Below are 17,203 nucleotides of genomic sequence, written 5' to 3'. Positions count from 1 at the left end.
GGACCGTGACCGATCCGGTCGCGGTCCGCTCGAACCCGCACGACGCGCTGGTAGTCCGCCGACCCCGGCCCGTGCGCTGTCGCCCCCCTCACCAGGCGACCGGCAGGACGAGCGGGCGGGTGAACAGGTTGTCCTCGTCCCAGGGGAGTTCGTCCGCGTCGATCGCGAGGATGAGCCTCGGGAACCGGGTGAAGAGTGCTTCGAAAGCGATCCGCAGGTGCGCCCGGGCCAGTGAGGCGCCCAGGCAGAAGTGCGGGCCGGCGCCGAAGGTCCTCGATCCGTCCGTACGGCGGTGGATGTTGAACCGGTGGGGGTGCTTGTAGTGATCCGGGTCCCAGGTCGCCGCGATCATCGGCGTGACGACCGACTCCCCCGCGCGGATCGGCACGCCGCGGATCTCGGTGTCCTCCAACGCGACTCGCGGGTTGGACAGGTAGCCGTTGTGGTGGAACCGCAGGACCTCCTCCACGACGGCGGGCCACAGCCGCGGGTCTTCGAGGACGCTCTGCAGCTCCTCGGGGTGCCTGAGCAGGGTGACGATGCCCGTGGACGCCGAGGAGACGAGCGGTTCGATCCCGGTGACGAGCAGGTAGCTGACGGTGCCGTGCAGCTCGTCGGAGGTGATCTCGTCGGCCTGGCGGGCCGCGATCAGGGCGCCGATCGGTTCGGTCGGGTCGGGGGCGGACCACTTGTCCGCGACGATCTCGGCGGCCAGCGCGCCGATCTGCTCGGTGGCGGCCGAGACGTCCGTCCGGTCCGCGTTCTGGCTGGTCTGCTCACGGAAGCAGCCGTGCAGCGCCTGGCGCCGGTCCGCCGGGATGCGGAGCAGCCCGCAGCTGACCCGCAGGGCGAGGGGCGCCGTGTAGGCGCTGACCAGATCCGCGGGGTTGCTTCCCGCGGCCATCACCGTCAGCAGGTCCTCGGCGTGCGCCGCGATGGCGGTGGAGTACCGTTCGGCGGCTCGCCGGTTGAACAGCGGGTTGAGGATCTGCCGCACCCTGGTGTGCCGGGGCGGGTCCAGGTTGAAGATGCCCCCGGGCACGGAGTTGAAGTCCTCACCGATCAGTCGCGGCGCGCCCGGGTAGACCAGGTCCCTGGAGAAGCGCGGGTCGGTCAGGACTCCGGTGATGTCGTCGTGGCGGGTCAGCAGCCAGGTGGTCTGCCCACTGGGCATGCGCAGCGGGCAGACCGGGCGCTCCCGCCGCAGCGTGGCGTACAGCGGCGGCGGGGTCCCGTGCTCCCCCGCGGGCAGCGGCCACTGGAGGATGTCGGTGTCCGACAGGGTCACGACTGGGCTCCTCTGGTACCGGCGTTCGGCGGCGCGGCCTGCTCGACGGCCGGTGCCACGGCCGGCTCGACGGCCAGTGCGATGGTGGCGAAGCCGTGGCCCGGCGCCGGCGCCAGGGCCGGGACCTCGCCGTTCCACAGGGCGAGCTGCAAGGGCCAGGGACGGTTGTAGAGGAGGAGGGCGGTCCGGGTCCCCGTGATGCCGGGCAGGTCCAGGACGAGCGGAAGTTCGGCGAGGACGTAGCCGAGGTTGAGTTCGATCTGCGCCGGGGTCGGTTCGCCGCCGAGGACCGTCATGAGGTAGCCACGGGATGCTTCCCGGCACAGTTCCCGTAACCGGCCGTCCGAGCGGAAGGCGTCGTCGACCTGCGCGCGCAGCTCGCGGTAGCGCTTCCGGTTGACGAGCCGGGTCCAGCTGTTGACCCGGTCGTGCGGGTTCGGGCCGGAGGCGTGGAGGGCGCGCCGTGCCGCCGCGCGCATCCTGCGCACGGCCCGGGTCGCGCTCTGTGCGGCCTCCCGGGGTGCCCGCCCGCAGGCGATGAGGCCGAAGGCCGTCTCGTAGCCGGGCAGGACGGCTTCGACGTGCCGAAACCTTCCGGCGGCCCAGGCCAGCAGGGTCTCGACGGTCGCGGGCCGGTAGAACCCGTTGAACGGGCTCAGTCCGAACACCGCGGCCTCGCCGGTGTCGAGGATCTCCCGCGACTGCTCGTTGAGCGGGTGGACCGTGACGGCTTCCGCCGGGACCGCGATCACAGGCTCCGCCGCCAGTACGCGCCGCAGACGTCGATCCGTCGGATCGGGTCGTCGATCCGCTGCTCCTCACGGAAGTCGTGCACAGCGGCCCGGCACGCCGGGATGACGTAGTCGTCGATGATCACGAACCCTCCGGTGGACAGCCTGGGGTACAGGTGGGTCAGGGCGTCCCAGGTGGATTCGTAGAGGTCGCCGTCGAGCCGGAGCAGTGCCAGCTTCTCGACCGGCGCCTGGGGCAGGCTGTCCCGGAACCGGCCCGGGAGGAAGGCGACGTGGTCGTCCAGCAGCCCGTAGCGGCGGAAGTTCTCCGCCACCTCCTCCTGGGGCACGCCGAGGACCCCGTTGGCCTCGTGCAGGGCCAGTTCGCGGTCCAGGGGGTGCCCGTCCGCGCCCACCTCGGGGATGCCGGTGAAGGAGTCGGCCACCCACACGCGGCGGTCGGTGATGCCGTGCGCCTTCAGGAAGGCACGCATGAAGATGCAGGCCCCGCCGCGCCAGACGCCGGTCTCGATGAGATCGCCGTCGACGCCGTCCGCGACGACCCGCTCCAGGCAGTCGTGCAGGTTGTCCAGCCGCTCCCTTCCGATCATCGTGTGCGCGGCAGCGGGCCAGTCCAACCCTCCGTGCCGCTCCTCGGCCTGGTAGCCGGTCGGTCCGTCCGGAGTGAGCCCACCGTCCTGGTAGATGACATTGGTCAGGACCTTCTTCATGAGGTCCAGGTAGAGGTGCCCGTCACTGTCGCAGTCATCCACTGGCTGTCTCCCTGGCAGGTCGGTTTTGGTCCGGATCGGTCCGGATCGGTCTGGATCGGTCTGGATCGGATCGGTCTGGATCGGTCCGGAGGGCTTGGCGGACGTCACGCTGGTGGTGCGGACCACCCGCGGTCGATGAAGTCGGGAGCGCCCTCCTCGGAGTTGACGCCCTTCTCGACGAAGGCGAGGTTGTGGTAGACCGTCAGAGCCACGGCATGCCGGTCGGCGTAGGACGGTCCGGACGCTGCCTCCGGTGGCACCCACTCCCGGTGGTGCAGGCCGTCGACGAGCTGCTTGAGCAGGCCGACCGAGGTTCCGGGCCCGGCGACGGGGCCGGCGGTGCCGCCGTAGCCGGGCCAGTAGGCGGTCTGGAGATCCTCGACGACGTACAGCCCGCCGGGCCGCACGTGCGGGAACAGGGCGGTGAAGGAGGCTCGCACATGGGCGTTGAGGTGACTGCCGTCGTCGATGACGATGTCGAACGGCCCGAACCGACGGCCGAGGTCGTCCAGGAGTCCGGGGTCGCCCTGGTCCCCGACGGCGGTGGCGATGCGGGGGCCCCGAACACCGGGTTTGGGGACGATGTCGAGCCCGAGGACCAGTCCCGCCGGGAAGTAGCGCTGCCACATGCGCAGTGACGCGCCGCCCTGGTCGGGTGCGTCGTAGCCGCCGATCCCGATCTCCAGCACTCGGACCGGCGCGTTCCGGAAGCGGGCGAAGTGCCGCTCGTAGTGCTGGGTGTACCAGTGGAGGTCGGCCCACTTGTCCGAGCCGAACCGGGTCGAGAGCCCGCCGAGGTCGACCGGGTGCCGTTGGCAGGCGGCCACGACCGCCTGGACCGCGACCGCCAGCCGCTGGCGTTCGCGGACGATCGCGGTGAGCCCACCGGGGGCCGGGCCGAGCGCGTTCAGCTCGGCGCAGGTGGTGACCCGCCGACTGGTCCGACGATCGGTGCCGGGGCCGTAGAGGCCGCGCAGGAGGTCGACGGCGTCATGGGTGATCCGCACCGGCGCCGCCTGCCAGCCGTCCCGCTTCGAGGTCAGCCCGTCGCGGTCGACGGTGAGAAGACGACAGGCCCGTTCACCGTCCGACGTGAGCTCGAAGGCGAGGTGCGCGGCGCCGTCCACCGGCACCGGATCGCACCGCACGGCCAGTTCCTCGACGACGACCTCCGCGACCCGGTCGAGCCCGAGGTCGGCGACGGCCCGCGCCAGCCGGTGCTCGTCGGCCGCCGCGCGCAGCAGCGGTTCGATCGCGGGCCAGCCGGGGCCGGCCGCCACGCTCGTGGGGGCGTCTCCGGCCGGTGCCGCGGTCGGGGCGCCGACCGGTCCAGGGCCGGTGCGGGTCATGACGCGGCCTCGACCAGCTGTCGGACGACCTGCTCGGGGCCGGGCATGGCCTTGATCTCCTCCCGGACCTGCCGGCAGGCCTCTCGGATCCGCCGGTCGGTCAGTGCGCGGCGGATGCCGTCGGCGAGTGCCGCGGGGTCGATGTCCCGGTCGGGGAAGGCCACCCCCACCCCCCGCTCCACCACCGCTTGTGCGTTCACCGGCTGATCCGCCACCTGGGGCAGGACCAGCTGTGGCACCCCGTTGGCGAGTGCGGTGAAGGTGGTGCCCGACCCTCCGTGATGGAGGACGGCGGCGCAGCTCGGCAGCAGAGCGCTGAGCGGCGCCCAGTCGACGGCACGGAGGTTCGGCGGGAGCGGCCCCAGGCCGGACAGATCCGCCCCGCCCGTGGTGAGGACGACCTCGGCGTCCTCGGCGGCCAGCGCGTCGACCACGTCCCGCAGGACCGGGGTTCCACCGACCGCGGGAAGCACCGATCCCCAGGTGACGCAGATGCGTGGGCGCCGCGGCGCAGCGCTCACCCAGTCGGGCAGCACGGCACCGCCGTTGTACGGCACGTAACGCATCGGCCATCCGGCCTTGGCGTCCGGAGGGCGCAGGCTCTCCGGGCACAGGTCGACCGTCGCCACCGGACCGGTGAGCGCACCGGTGATCCCGTGGCGTGCCCGCACGTCCTCCAGCGCGCTCAGCACCGCGGCGAAGGACGGGTAGGGCAGCCCGATCCCGTGCATCACACAGGGGATTCCGGTGGCCTCGGCGGCGAGCTGACCGCCGGCCAGGAAGGTCGTGAAGACCAGGAGGTCCGCGCGCCACCGGCGGATCAGGTCCACGGTGCCGTCCACCATCCGGCCTCCCACCCCGAGGACCAGGGCGGCGACGTCCTCGCGCGCGGGGTCCGGCCGATCGGCGGCCGTCGGGCCCGGCCGGCCCGCCGCACCGGCGAACCGGCGCCAGGCGTCGGAGAGGTCGTACCGGTCCGGCCGGTTCTTCGTGACCCGGACACCGAGCCGGTGGTAGGCGCCGGCGGCGTCGCCGTCGGATACGTCCACGGCGGCCAGGCCCGAACGCGCGGCCATGTCCAGGCTCGGTCCGGTCGCGGCCACGAGTACCTCGTGACCGGCCGACTGCGCCGCCCACATGGTGGGCACCGCGGGCATGAGGTGGCCGACCCCGGGTGCCACCACGAACAAGATGCGCACGAAGTGCTCCTAACCGGCTGGAGGCATCGAGGACCGCCGAATTCGGCGTGATTCGTTGGGATTGTCCAGCTCGGCCACACCGTATTCAAGTACGCCGGGCCGGGACCGTCACCCCGGGACCGATCGCACCGGATTGCCTGGCACGCGCATTCCGGGGGAGCTTGACCGGAAGCAAGGGACACGAGAACGTGTCACGCGACGGTCATTCCAACAGAGTTCGGACAAAGGGATTTCATGTGATGAGCACATTCTCGGATCCCATGGCGGACAGGAAAGCCGATTCGGCCACACCCATCGAATGTCTCAGGCTGGCCGGAGACGACACCCGCTCCCTGCACTCCGTCGTCCACTCCTTCGAACTGGCCGACCTCACGGCCGCGTTGGTCGACGAGATCCTGTTCCGCTGCGATCCACCGGGCAACGCCGATCCGGTCACCGTCGTCCTGGACGTCACGCGCGGCGAGGAGCGGGTCAGCACCTCCTTTCTCGTCCAAGCCGGTCGACCGGTCGGCCTGAACGGTGCGGACGGCCCGGCCGGACTCTTCCGCATCGAATACGATGTGCTCGACCTGGTACGGGAGTTGTTCGGGCCGTCCGCGCCCGGCGGGCCGGCGAACCGACGGACCGAGCTGCGGTTCGTCCCGGAGTCCATGACAGTGGAGGGTGTTCGCCCGCTCGGCTCGATCATGGCGGCGGCCAGTACCATCCTCACCGGCTGCTCCTCCGACCACCCCGGACTCGCCCGGCTGGCCCTGCGCCACGACTCGGACAAGTGGGGCGGCCTGCACTGGTTCGCCGCCCTGTACGAACGCCACCTGCGCCAGCTGCGCGACCAACCCGTCCGAGTGCTCGAAATCGGAATCGGCGGATACGACCACCCCACCCTGGGTGGCGGGTCATTGAAGATGTGGAAACACTACTTCCCGCGCGGTCTGGTATTCGGCGTCGACCTGTACGACAAGAGCGGCCTCGATCAACAGCGCCTGCACACACTGAAGGCGGACCAGAGCGACCCCGCCCAAATGATCGAAATCGCCGAACGGCACGGTCCGTTCGATATCGTCATCGACGATGGAAGTCATATCAACGAACACGTCAGGACAACATTCCGGGCACTTTTCCCCCACGTCCGCGCCGGAGGCCTCTACGTCATCGAGGACCTGTGGACCTCCTACGCCCCGGGCTTCGGCGGAAACGAGGACCCGGAGGCGTGCGACAGCACCACGCTCGGCCTCGTCAAACGGCTCGTCGACGACCTGCACTACGAGGAGCAGCCGTTGAAGACCACCGGCGGAGTCGGTCCGTCCCTGGCCGGAATGCACCTCTACCGCAACATCGCGTTCCTGGAGAAAGGCCGCAACGCCGAAGGGGGGATCCCGGGCTGGATCCGCCACTGAGTCCGCAACACCGCTCGTGACACAGGTAGAGCCCGGCGAAGAGCCAGGCGGACCCCAGCACGGCGCGGGCCTCGTCGAGGGTGCGACAGTGCGTCCGACCGGGGTCGGCGATCATCACCTCGCAGTCCCGACCGGCGGTCAGGAAACGAACCGCCCGGGGCGGTCGGCGACCGACCGTCCCGGGCTCCGGACCGCGCCCGGCGGCCCCGTCAGGACCACCCCCACTGCGGCTTGCCGTTGTCCTTGCGGCCGATGTCCCCGTACTGGTACTTGTTGTTGGGGAGGGCGAAGACGTACTCGTGCGGGTCGGCCGCTGCGCCCTCCAGCTTCTCCGGGACGCTGTGGTAGCCGAGCGCGTAGAGGTTCTTGGACGGATCCCAGCTGTTGTAGCAGGCGACGGCCTTGAGCTTGGTCTTCATGTGGGCGTCGGGGATGTTCAACACGTAGGCGGCGCCCCTGCTGCGGTCGGGGAGCTCGTGGTCGTAGGCGTAGACGAAGTTGAAGCGCACATCGGTGAGCTTGCCCTCCCTCGCCAGCTGCACGGCCGCGTCGGTGATCGCCTTGTGGGTCGCGCTGACCTCCAGCCAGCCCGCGGTGAACTTGTGCGAGGCGCCCGGGTACTGATCCGCGATGGACGCGATCTTCGACTTGACCGTGCTGGTGAACTTCTTGAAGGCGTCGTCCCCGCCCCACGCGGAGTCGGGGAGCTTGAGGTTGATCACCTTGTCGACGCCGAGGCGGGCCGCCGAGGCCATGAACTCGGCGGTCCGGGCGGGCACGATGACGCTGTCACTGGCGCTCGCAGGTATGGTCGGCCAGTTCAGCCCGTGGTGGCCGCGGGCGACGCACGGATGCCGGCGGTCCTCTGTGGTCATCGGACAGGGATCGGTGTTCATCCGCCTCGCCAGCCCGTCGTTCTCACCCCGTGTCACCAGCACCAGGTACACGGGCCGTCCGGCCGCCTTGTGCTCCAGGATCGACCCGGCCAGACCCAGCGCCTCGTCGTCCTGGTGCGGCGAGTAGAAGATCGCCGGAGCTGACGCGGCCGACGCCCTGCCCCCCGACAGACCGGTACCCAGGAGCGTGGCCCCGGCCAGCGCCCCCGCCGTCAGCACCCGTCGCCGGGACAGACCCGCCCCTCCGTTGTCCACCATTGCCGCCTCCTGCCGACCCCACCGGGCCGGCCCGTACCCCGGCCCGCCGTCGCCGGTGGCAGCGGAGGAGTCGAAGCGGTGGAGGAAGTGACGATCGGCCATGGGCAGGCTCCTTGGACAGCGGCCCCACGGGGGCGGCACGGGAAACGGGAGTCGACGGTGACGGCGGACGAACCACCAGGTCACGCCCCCGACGCTACAGAGCGCACCCGTCACCCGGCGTCACCCACCGGAACGGGGACCGCACTCCCGCTCCCACCCTCGCCCGGCACCGTGCTCCCGGGACCCACCCCGCCCATCGGCGGGGGTGGCGGCGCACCGAACCGGCTCCACGGCCGGCGGATCCGCTCCGCCGGACGCCTCGCCCTGCCCGTTCGTGCGGGAGCACGGGACGTCGGACCAGTCGACTTCCCGTGCTCCCGGTGCGGCAGCGAGCCGGCTACCTCGCGCCGGCGCACAGCGCGGGGCTCGTCCTCATGGGGTCGATGCCGGCCGGAGCACGAAGCCGCAGTTCAAACCATGCGAGGACCAGGCCCGGGTTCGGTTGCATCGGCTGTGCTGAGGACGTTTTCACGACGGTGAGGATCGTTCGCCCCACGACGGCCTACCCCGCACGCGTTCCGCGCGGCCGAGCCGTGGACGGCGGCTCAGCGGTGCTCGGGGGTCCCAGTCTCCCTCCGCACTCGGACCGGGCACCCAACCTCGTGTACCGGTCACATTGCGGCGGTGGCACTTACCGGCGTGATTCGGCAGGATCCCCTTCATGAGGTCTCAGGACACAGGGTTGTCACCCGCGTGGGTTGCGCGGAAGGTCGTGGCGTACGACGAACTCCAGGCTGTGGCAGGCTCACTGTGGTGGTTGCAGTCCGACCCCGATCACGGCGGCGTCCGGCGCGTGATGTGTTCGGAGGGCTCCGGCAACGCCTTCGCGGTGACACCGTCCGACTTCTCAGTCGGGGGTGAACTCCACGCCTACGGCGGCGGCAGCTTCGCCGTGGTGGAGGGCGCGGTGTGGTTCGTCGGTGACGGCGGCTCCCTCTTCCGTCAACCGCTCGGCCGCGCGCCGGACAGGATCGTGTCCATCCATGGCTCCGAGCACTATGGCGACCTCACTCCGGGCCCGGACGGCAGCGTCTTCGCGGTCCGTGGTGACGGCGCTGCGGACGAGATCGTCACGGTGACTCCGGCCGGAGACGTTCAGATCCTGGTTCGCTCCTCCGAGTTCCTCTCCTGCCCCCGGCTCGCCGGGGACGCCCTGGCGTACCTGGAGTGGAGCCGGGACCAGATGCCTTGGGACAGTTGCCGCCTCCTGCTGGCCGACATCCGTTCCGGCCGCCCCGGAGCGGGCCGGGTCGTCGCAGGCGGCTCCTCGGAGTCCGTGCTCCAGCCGTCCTGGGGGCCGGACGGACTGCTGTACTTCATGTCCGACCGAACGGGTTGGTGGAACCTCTACCGGCTTCGCGGCAACACGGTGACGCCGGTCCTGCCCATCGATGCGGACTGCGCGCCGGCGCCCTGGGAAGCGGGCTACCAGTCCTACGGATTCGCCCCCGACGGCGCCGTCGTGCTGACCGTCCTGAACGGGTTCTCCGCCGAACTCGTCGCCGTCGATCCCACCGGCGGTCGGCGCCGGCTCGGCCCGAACCTCACCTCGGTGAAGCCGTACATCGCGGTCGACGAAGGCCGGCTCGCCGTGATCGGCTCCTCCCCGTCGTCCGCCCCCGGGCTCTGGTCGCTCGACCTCGCAGCACAGGCCGACGCCCCGGCCGTCCCGGTGGGCACCCGGTCAGGGGCCGTTCCGCCTTGGACGCCCGTCCCCCCGTCGCTCGACACAGCACCGGGTGCGGACGGTCCTGTCCGCTTCCTGCTGCACCGGCCTTCGGGAACAGCGGCGCCCGTACCGCTTCTGCTGCGGGCGCACCCCGGTCCGACGGACGATGTGCCCCTGCGGCTGGACTGGACGACCCAGTTCTTCGTCAGCCACGGCTTCGCCGTCGCCGAGGTCCTCTACCGGGGCAGCACCGGCCGGGGCCGCGCCTTCCGGCAGGTGCTGCACGGCCACTGGGGCGAGTACGACGTCGAGGACTGCGCCGCGGTGGCCGAGCACCTGCGTTCGACCGGCGTGGCACTGCCCGGGGCGATGTTCATCAGCGGCGCGAGCGCCGGCGGGTACACGGCGCTCCAAGCGGCGAGTCGTCCCGGGCCGTTCGCCGGCGCGACGGCCACCTCGGCGATCATCGATCCAGCACGGTGGGAGCTGTCCGTCCCGGAGTTCCAGCGCCCCCACGCGGCCGCCCTCCGCGGGCCTGCCGGAGCCGTTACGCCGGAACGGATCCGTTGCCCCGTGCTGGTGATCCACGGAACCGCCGACACGATCACCTCCGCCGAGGAGGCGATGCAGTTCGCGCAGGACCTGGCCGCCCTCGGCGGTGACCACGACAGCCTGCTGCTGGAGGACGGCGACCACTACCTGTCGGCGCCTGCCGCCCGGGAACAGGCCCTCTGCGCCGAACTCGACTTCTACCGCCGCCTCATGACCCGCCCAAGAGCTTGACGGCCATGTCGTCGGCCTCGGGCAGCACGGCCCGGGCGAACTCGCACAGCTCCCGGGCCGGGGCGCAGTCGGCATGGACCCGCAGCTCGGCCAGGACGCCGGCCACCCGCTCGACGCACCGGCCTGACCCCGTCCTGGCCGCGTAGGCGACGGCGTCCCGACCAGCCGCGCACGCCCGGTCGAGGTCCCCGGTGCGCAGCCAGGTGGCGGCGAGCAGAGCGACGTCGATCGCCCGCCGGCGGACCCTGTCCTCCCCCACTCCGCTGAGCGCCTCGGCGAGTTGGCTCCTCGCGGCCGGGGTGAGTTCCTCGACCACGACCCCGGCAGGCTCGACACCAGCTTCGCCCAGGAGGGCCGGTACGGTGACTTCGTCCTGCTGACCGGTATCGAGGCGTGGAGCGTCTGCGAGCACCATCTGCTGCCCTTCCGCCTCGACGTGTCCATCGCCTACGTGCCGGACACCGCCGTCCTCGGCCTGTCCAAGCTGGTACGGCACCTGGAGGCCCACACCCACGCCCTCCAGCTCCAGGAACGCATCACCCGCGACGTCGGCCACGATCTCGCCAAGGCCGCCGCCACCGACGACGTCGCCGTCTTCACCACCGGCGAGCACCTGTGCATGAGCATGCGCGACGTCAAGGCCACTGCGGTACGCACCACCACCATGTGCCGCCTCGGCCGCACCGAGGGCGACCCCGACCTCGCCGCCCGCATCGAACGCCTCGCACTGCCCGTCCGCCTGTAGCCGCTGCTGACCTGCGGATCCTGCGTCGGCCAGGCACGAGTTCAGCGGTGCTCGGGGTTCTCGAAGTCGAAGCGGCAGCCGGCGTCCCACTCGGAGCGCTGGTTGCCGTGGGCCGGGATGCCGCCGGCGTCCTTGAGCATGCGGGCCAGGTGGAGCTGGTTCCAGGTCATGAAGGTGGTGTTGCGGTTGGTGAAGTCGTTCTCGGGGCCGCCGGAGCCGGGGTCCAGGTAGGACGGTCCGGGGCCGGCCTCGCCGACCCAGCCGGCGTCGGCTTGGGGCGGGATGGTGTAGCCGAGGTGCTGGAGGCTGTAGAGGACGTTCATCGCGCAGTGCTTGGCGCCGTCCTCGTTGCCGGTGATCAGGCAGCCGCCGACCCGGCCGTAGTAGGCGTACTGGCCCTCGGAGTTGAGGATCGAGGAGCAGGCGTAGAGCCGCTCGATGACCTTCTTCATGACGGAGGAGTTGTCGCCGAGCCAGACCGGCCCCGCCAGGGTGAGGATGTCGGCGGCCATCACCTGGGAGTAGATGACGGGCCACTCGTCGGTCTCCCAGCCGTGTTCCGTCATGTCCGGCCAGACGCCCGTGGCGATGTCGATGTCCACCGCCCGCAGGACGTCGACGGCAACGCCCTGGCGTTCCAGGATGCCGGTGCTGACGTCGATCAGGCCCTGGGTGTGGCTGCGCTCCGGGGAGCGCTTCAGGGTGCAGTTGATCACCAGGGCGCGCAGGTCGGCGTAGGACGTCGTCGGGTCCGGCACGGATTCCTCCTCCAGGGGCGGCGGGAGGCCGGTCGGGCCGCGGACTCCCGGTACAGCTCACCAGTCCGGTCTCCTGGGCGCTCGCGGAACTGGGCCGGTCGCCTGACCGCACACCACCTGATCGACCGTTCGGGGCCGGCGGCCCGGTCCCGATTCCGGCCCGTCCCCCTACTGGCCCGCGTGCCCGCCCTCGACGAGGATGGCCGTCGAGCGCAGGAGGACGGCAGCACCGGCGGAGGCGCCGGTCGGGCTTGGGGAGAGGGCGACGACGTGCCGTTACGCATCCACTTCACCTTGGAGGACCTCGCGCGGACCCGCGTCGCCGACGGACCGGCGCCCTGCATCGAGCTGAGCACCGCGGCACGGCAGCTGCAGGAGCGCACCCAGCCGGTGCGGCTCGGGGCCTGGCGCCACCGCACCCTGTCCGCCCTGCAGCCCGCCTCGCGCATGGTCCTCGCCCTCATGCCCTCGCGCGGGCGGATCACCGACTTCCTGAGCGGCGCGAACGCCGCGACGCCCGCCGAACTGATCGAACAGGTCCGTGCCACGCCCCGCAGCCGCGTACGGGCCAGCCTGGAGAACACAGCCCGGCACCAGCCCCTGCCCTCGTGGGCCCGCCGGCTGCCCGACGACCCGCTGCTGCTGCGGCAGTTGTGCGACAGCCTGGAGCACGTGGCCGGCCATGCCCTCGTCCCGCACTGGCGGGAGGTCGAGGCCTTGACGGCGGCCGACGCGGCGGTGCGGTCCCGCCAGCTGCTCGGCGGCGGCGTCGAGGCGCTGCTCGCGCGCCTCAACCCGCGGCGGGTCCGCTGGCGGGCGCCCGTGCTGGAGATCGCGACGGTCTCCGGTCTGGACGCCGACGTGCACCTGGCCGGGCAGGGGATGCTGCTCCAGCCGTCGGTGTTCGCCGTCGAGGCCCCGATCGTCAACCTCGACGCGGTGCCGCAGCCGGTCCTCACCTATCCGGTGGCCCGGCTCCAGGAGGGTGCGGCCATGCCGCTGTTCCCGGCCCTCCCGTCCGGCGGCCGTCGGGAGTCGCCGCCGGCGGTCGGCGCCGTCGGATCCCTGCTGGGCCACACCCGGGCGGCGGTGCTCGGCGCCGTCGCCGGTCACCCGGGCTGCTCGACCCGGCAGCTCGCCGCGCTCGTCGGCATCTCCATGGCCAGCGCCAGCGAGCACGCCACGACGCTGCGCAACGCGGGCCTGATCGCCACCCACCGGGACCGCCAGACGGCCGCCCACGTCGCCACCCCGACGGGCATCGCGGTGCTCGACGCGTCCTCCGGACGGCGCTGAGCGGCCCACTACCACCCCACCGATCAGCTGGCGCCGGACCGGCGCACGGCGTCCTCCCAGAGGTCCAGCCCGGCTCGCAGGAGTCCACGTACGGCCGCGGTCTCCTCGTCCGTCAGAGCTTCCTCGTCGGCGGCCGGTTCGAGGGTGTCGCCACCGAAGACCTTCTCGTAGGCGCTGTCGTGGACCGGCCCCTGGGAGGGAAAGGGCGGGCCGGCCGTCACGCTGTGGGCGAGGTCTTCGAAGAAGTTCCACGCCTCCAGCAGCAGTCCCGCCGGCACCGGACCAGGGTCGGGGCCGGGCTCGGGGTGCTCAACCCAACGCCGTACGGCGGCCAGATCGAGCGTGCCCTCGCCCTCCCAGACGAGCTCCCGGCCGTTGCGGTCACAGTGGTCCCGCAGCGTCCCGACGTCCCGGAAGACGAGGAGTCCTCCGAGGTCGTCGACGAGGAGCTCATCGGGTGCGTCGCCCTCGCCGGGCCGCCAGATCACCGTCAGGTCCCCGCTCCTGGTCGCGATGCGGTACGGATAGTGGTCGCCCATGCGGGTCTCTCCTGGTGTCGCGGCGGCACCCGCCGCGCGGGTCGTCCTGCCCGCAGTGATCGTCACACACGAGGGCTGCCGGGAGGGGGCGAGGGCCGGGGGCGACTCAGGCCCGGTCGGCCCGGCGGATGACGAGCATGTCCTGGGTGTGGCCGATGCCGTAGCCGCCGCCGGGGAGGGCGAAGTGCTCCTGGACGTAGGCGGCCAGGGCCGCGCGGGAGGGGCGGGGCTCGAGGGTGGCCAGGTCGGCGACGTTGACCATGAACTCGGCGACGTCCACCGCCTCGGCGAGGTCGGGCGCGCGGTAGTGGAGGTCGAGGGTCTCGAGGGCGTAGTCGTGCTCCGGGTGCCGCTCGTGCAGGCGGTCGGCGAGCGGGGCGAGGTCGTAGCGGACGCCGGTGAAGTGCGCGGCCATCCGCATGCACGGGCTCTCCGGGTTCTGGAGCACGACCAGGAGGGTGCCGCCGGGGGCCGTCCAGTCCAGGGCGCGGCTGACGGTGCCGAACCAGTCCGCCTCGGGCACGTAGTAGAGCACGTGGGAGAGGTGGACGAGGTCGGCCTGCTCGGGCGGGTGGACCCGGTCGAGCGGTTCCGGGAGGACGAGGGCGTCGGGGCAGGCCGCGCCGAGCTTCTCGCGCATCGCGGCGCTGGGTTCCACCGCGATCGTGCGGTCGAAGGAGCGGCTCAGGTGAGCGGTGGTGCGGCCGTCGCCCGCGCCGAGGTCCAGCAGGACCCGGCGGTGCGGCAGGGTGGCCACGATCTCGCTCAGCCGGGCGTGGGTGATCGGCTTCTCGTCCGTCCCGGCCAGGAACAGTTCGAACGCCCGGCGGTAGTCGGCGCTCGTCACGTCCAGGACCCGGACCGGGTCCGCGTCCCTCGTCGTCGTCTCCACCTGTCGGCCTCCCCTGTTGACGGTGTGCCAGGTGGCGCCCATTGCACCCCGGGGCGGCGGCGCGGGGGTGCAGGGACGTTCCTGCCCGCGTGTCGTCCACACCGCTCCGCGACCGCCAGGCCCCGTTTAATCGGTGGCCCGGCGTCCGTGGCGGCTCCTACAGTGTCCGCCTGATCAAGAACGCCCAGGGAGCCGGACATGCGTGTGCACTACCCCCGGACGCCGCATCTGCCCTGGTCACCGGGCGCCGCGGCGGACGACGTACGGGCCGGGGACCTGTCCGCGCTGGCCGGCGCCGAGGTCGTCGTCACCGAGAAGCTCGACGGCGAGAACACCACGCTCTACCGCGACGGCCTGCACGCCCGCTCGCTGGACTCCGCCCACCACCCCTCCCGCGCCTGGGTGAAGGGCCTCCAGAGCCGGATCGCCCCGCGCATCCCGGACGGCTGGCGGATCTGCGGCGAGAACCTGTTCGCCCGGCACTCGATCCCGTACACCGACCTGGAGAGCTGGTTCTACGGCTTCTCGGTCTGGACGGGCGGCGCCGACGGCGGGGACCTCGACGGCGACCACTGCCTGGACTGGGACGACACCGTCCGCTTCCTGCGCCGCCTCGGTGTGCCCGTCCCCCGGGTGCTGTGGCGCGGCCGCTACGACGAACGGGCCCTGCGCGCCCTGCGGTTGGACCTCGACCGGCAGGAGGGGTACGTGGTGCGGACGGTCCGGGGCTTCTCCCGGGCCGAGTTCGGCGAGCGGGTCGCCAAGTGGGTCCGTCCGCGGCACGTGCGTACCGACACCCACTGGATGCACGCCGCGGTGGTGGAGAACGGGCTCGCCCCGGGCTCCGCGCTCTGGGCCGTGCGCTCCGGTGCGCTGCCCGAGCCCGCCGCCCTCGCAGCGGCCTTGGGCATACCCGAACTCTCCTGCTCCCCCGATGAGTTGGCCGAGGTGTCGGCCCGGCTGGACGAGCTGGGCCGAGGCGGGGACGCCCGGCTGGCCGGCGTGCTCGCCACCGCGCTGCGCACCGCCCACCGCCAGTCGCTGGCACCGCTGCTGGCCGGGCCGCTCGGGCTGCCGCTGGCCCGGCGGGTCGCCGACCTGGTCGGGCTGCACCCCGCCCTCCAGCACCCGTACCCGGACGAGGAGCGCCGCGCCGGGCTGGTCCGGCTCTCGGCGGCCGCCGACCTCGGAGTGCTGCACGCCGTCGCGGCGACCGCCGCCCCCGGACGGGCGGAGCGCGAGCAGGTCGCCTGGTCGGCGCTGTACGCCGAGGACGCCGGGCTGCTCGCCGAGGCTCCGCTCGCCCGGCTGCGGGCCGAGCTGCGGACGGCGCTGGCCGGTCTGGACCGCGACGCCGCCGACCGCTGCTGGGCCCAGGCCCGCGAGGCGTACGCCCTCGGCCGGATCGCCACCGCCGAGGAGGCCGTCGCGGCCACCTGGCGCTGGCGCGACGGCCGGTTCCCCCGACTGGTCCACCTGTGCGGCCCCTCCGGCAGCGGCAAGAGCAGCTTCGCCGCCGGGCTCACCGGCGTGACCGCCCGGATCAGCCTGGACGACCTGCGCGCCGCCCGGGGCTCGCGCGCCGACCAGCGCGACAACGCCGATGTGCTGCGCGAGGGCCTGGCCCGGCTGGACGCCGCCCTGGCCGCCGCACCGGCCCCCGGCCCTGGAGAATCCACCGGTGACCCTGCGGGATCCACCGGCGCCACCGCCGTCTGGGACGCCACCTCGCTCAACCGCCAGCAGCGCTCCCACGTCCACGCCGTCGCCCAGCGCCGCGACGCCCTGGTCACCCAGGTGGTGCTGGTGGTCGGCGAGGAGGAGCTGCTGCGCCGCAACGCCGTCCGCCCGCACCCGGTGCCCGACCAGGTGCTCACCGCGCAGCTGCACCGCTTCGGCCCGCCCTACCCCGGCCAGGCGCACCGCACCTGGTACGTCGGCCCCGGTGGCACCGTGGAGGACACCGCGGGCACGCTCGACGAGCAGGAGGACTGATGCGCCCCATCGAACAGATCTGCCAGCGCATCCGCTGGGACGCCCGCTTCGACCCGGCGCGGTTCTCCCTGGGCGTGCGCCACCGCGACGACCGCACCGAGCGCGTCCCGCTGGAGGCCTTCACCGCCTCCGGCGAGATCCCCTGGCACCGGGTGCACTGGGTCGAGGCGGACGGCGTACGGGTCTGGGACCGCGCCTCGGGCGTGGACCTGCTCGACCGCACCGAGGCCGGGCGCCGCACCGACCCGCCGCTCCTGCCCGCGCCCTTCTTCACCGCGACCACCCCGTACGCCTGGCACCCGGACGGCGGCTGGCGGCCGGCCCGGACCGGCGAGACCACCGAGACCACCGAGACCGCCGGGACCGCCGCCACGGCCACCGGCCTGCGCGTGGTCACCTGGAACACCCTGTGGGACCGCTACGACGCCGAGCGGATCGCCACCGCCCGGCGCCGCCCGCTGCTGCTCGCCGCGCTGGCGGCCGCCGACGCCGACGTCATCGCCCTCCAGGAGGTCGAGCCGCAGCTGATCGCC

The 17,203-nt window shown here is 72.5% G+C and carries 16 protein-coding genes; 6 read left to right on the top strand and 10 right to left on the bottom strand.

Going from position 1 to position 17,203, the window contains the following annotated elements; genetic code table 11:
• Positions 1-88: 88 nt before the first annotated feature.
• The 5 genes from ACWDCZ_RS33915 to ACWDCZ_RS33895 all read right to left on the bottom strand — a co-directional run bounded on the left by ACWDCZ_RS33915 (position 89) and on the right by ACWDCZ_RS33895 (position 5,340).
• Positions 89-1,288, bottom strand: a complete 1,200-nt coding sequence (locus ACWDCZ_RS33915; protein WP_449817861.1) for a cytochrome P450 — start codon at positions 1,286-1,288, stop codon at positions 89-91.
• On the bottom strand, positions 1,285-2,040 hold the full coding sequence (locus ACWDCZ_RS33910; RefSeq protein ID WP_387970337.1) for a tRNA-dependent cyclodipeptide synthase: 756 nt from the start codon (positions 2,038-2,040) through the stop codon (positions 1,285-1,287). Before ACWDCZ_RS33910 ends, ACWDCZ_RS33915 begins: the two co-directional genes overlap by 4 nt.
• The gene (locus tag ACWDCZ_RS33905) at positions 2,037-2,792 is read right to left on the bottom strand and encodes a TylF/MycF family methyltransferase (RefSeq protein ID WP_234348545.1); all 756 of its coding nucleotides are present in this window, start codon (positions 2,790-2,792) and stop codon (positions 2,037-2,039) included. Before ACWDCZ_RS33905 ends, ACWDCZ_RS33910 begins: the two co-directional genes overlap by 4 nt.
• Positions 2,793-2,896: 104 nt before the next feature.
• Entirely contained in the window at positions 2,897-4,141 is a 1,245-nt protein-coding gene (locus ACWDCZ_RS33900) for a hypothetical protein (protein WP_449817860.1), read from the bottom strand.
• Positions 4,138-5,340, bottom strand: a complete 1,203-nt coding sequence (locus tag ACWDCZ_RS33895; protein ID WP_449817859.1) for a nucleotide disphospho-sugar-binding domain-containing protein — start codon at positions 5,338-5,340, stop codon at positions 4,138-4,140. The genes ACWDCZ_RS33900 and ACWDCZ_RS33895 overlap by 4 nt, the downstream gene beginning before the upstream one ends.
• A gap of 239 nt (positions 5,341-5,579) precedes the next feature.
• Here ACWDCZ_RS33895 and ACWDCZ_RS33890 point away from each other — a divergent pair, with 239 nt between their 5' ends.
• A complete protein-coding gene (locus ACWDCZ_RS33890; RefSeq protein WP_449817858.1) occupies positions 5,580-6,737 on the top strand; it encodes a hypothetical protein in 1,158 nt (385 codons plus the stop codon).
• A 209-nt stretch (positions 6,738-6,946) separates the two neighbouring features.
• On the opposite strand, the gene ACWDCZ_RS33885 is transcribed toward ACWDCZ_RS33890, so the two are convergent.
• On the bottom strand, positions 6,947-7,993 hold the full coding sequence (locus tag ACWDCZ_RS33885) for a PIG-L deacetylase family protein (protein ID WP_449817857.1): 1,047 nt from the start codon (positions 7,991-7,993) through the stop codon (positions 6,947-6,949).
• A 796-nt stretch (positions 7,994-8,789) separates the two neighbouring features.
• Between ACWDCZ_RS33885 and ACWDCZ_RS33880 the strand changes: the two genes are divergently transcribed.
• Entirely contained in the window at positions 8,790-10,445 is a 1,656-nt protein-coding gene (locus ACWDCZ_RS33880; protein ID WP_449817862.1) for a prolyl oligopeptidase family serine peptidase, read from the top strand.
• Here ACWDCZ_RS33880 and ACWDCZ_RS33875 read toward each other — a convergent pair.
• Positions 10,423-10,761, bottom strand: a complete 339-nt coding sequence (locus tag ACWDCZ_RS33875) for a hypothetical protein (protein WP_449817856.1) — start codon at positions 10,759-10,761, stop codon at positions 10,423-10,425. The two genes, ACWDCZ_RS33880 and ACWDCZ_RS33875, sit on opposite strands and share 23 nt — an antisense overlap.
• On the opposite strand from ACWDCZ_RS33875, the gene ACWDCZ_RS33870 reads away from it, so the two are divergent.
• Positions 10,726-11,190, top strand: coding sequence for a GTP cyclohydrolase I (locus ACWDCZ_RS33870; protein ID WP_449817855.1), 465 nt, complete (start codon positions 10,726-10,728; stop codon positions 11,188-11,190). The genes ACWDCZ_RS33875 and ACWDCZ_RS33870 overlap by 36 nt on opposite strands.
• A 41-nt stretch (positions 11,191-11,231) precedes the next feature.
• Here ACWDCZ_RS33870 and ACWDCZ_RS33865 read toward each other — a convergent pair whose 3' ends face one another.
• A complete protein-coding gene (locus tag ACWDCZ_RS33865; protein WP_079272196.1) occupies positions 11,232-11,948 on the bottom strand; it encodes a flavodoxin family protein in 717 nt (238 codons plus the stop codon).
• Between the two features lie 270 nt (positions 11,949-12,218).
• Between ACWDCZ_RS33865 and ACWDCZ_RS33860 the strand changes: the two genes are divergently transcribed.
• The gene (locus ACWDCZ_RS33860; protein ID WP_449817854.1) at positions 12,219-13,244 is read left to right on the top strand and encodes a DUF5937 family protein; all 1,026 of its coding nucleotides are present in this window, start codon (positions 12,219-12,221) and stop codon (positions 13,242-13,244) included.
• A gap of 23 nt (positions 13,245-13,267) precedes the next feature.
• On the opposite strand, the gene ACWDCZ_RS33855 is transcribed toward ACWDCZ_RS33860, so the two are convergent.
• Complete coding sequence (locus tag ACWDCZ_RS33855; protein WP_449817853.1) at positions 13,268-13,783, bottom strand: hypothetical protein; 516 nt, start codon at positions 13,781-13,783, stop codon at positions 13,268-13,270.
• Between the two features lie 106 nt (positions 13,784-13,889).
• Positions 13,890-14,675, bottom strand: a complete 786-nt coding sequence (locus ACWDCZ_RS33850) for a class I SAM-dependent methyltransferase (RefSeq protein ID WP_449817852.1) — start codon at positions 14,673-14,675, stop codon at positions 13,890-13,892.
• 198 nt (positions 14,676-14,873) lie between these two features.
• Here ACWDCZ_RS33850 and ACWDCZ_RS33845 point away from each other — a divergent pair, with 198 nt between their 5' ends.
• Both ACWDCZ_RS33845 and ACWDCZ_RS33840 read left to right on the top strand, forming a co-directional pair.
• A complete protein-coding gene (locus ACWDCZ_RS33845) occupies positions 14,874-16,670 on the top strand; it encodes an RNA ligase family protein (protein ID WP_449817851.1) in 1,797 nt (598 codons plus the stop codon).
• Positions 16,670-17,203 (top strand): DUF504 domain-containing protein (locus tag ACWDCZ_RS33840; RefSeq protein ID WP_449817850.1); only part of this gene is annotated, 534 nt, incomplete at its 3' end. The genes ACWDCZ_RS33845 and ACWDCZ_RS33840, both read left to right, overlap by 1 nt.

Source organism: Kitasatospora sp. NPDC001225, assembly GCF_053597855.1.
This window is presented reverse-complemented; position numbering and strand designations above follow the sequence as displayed.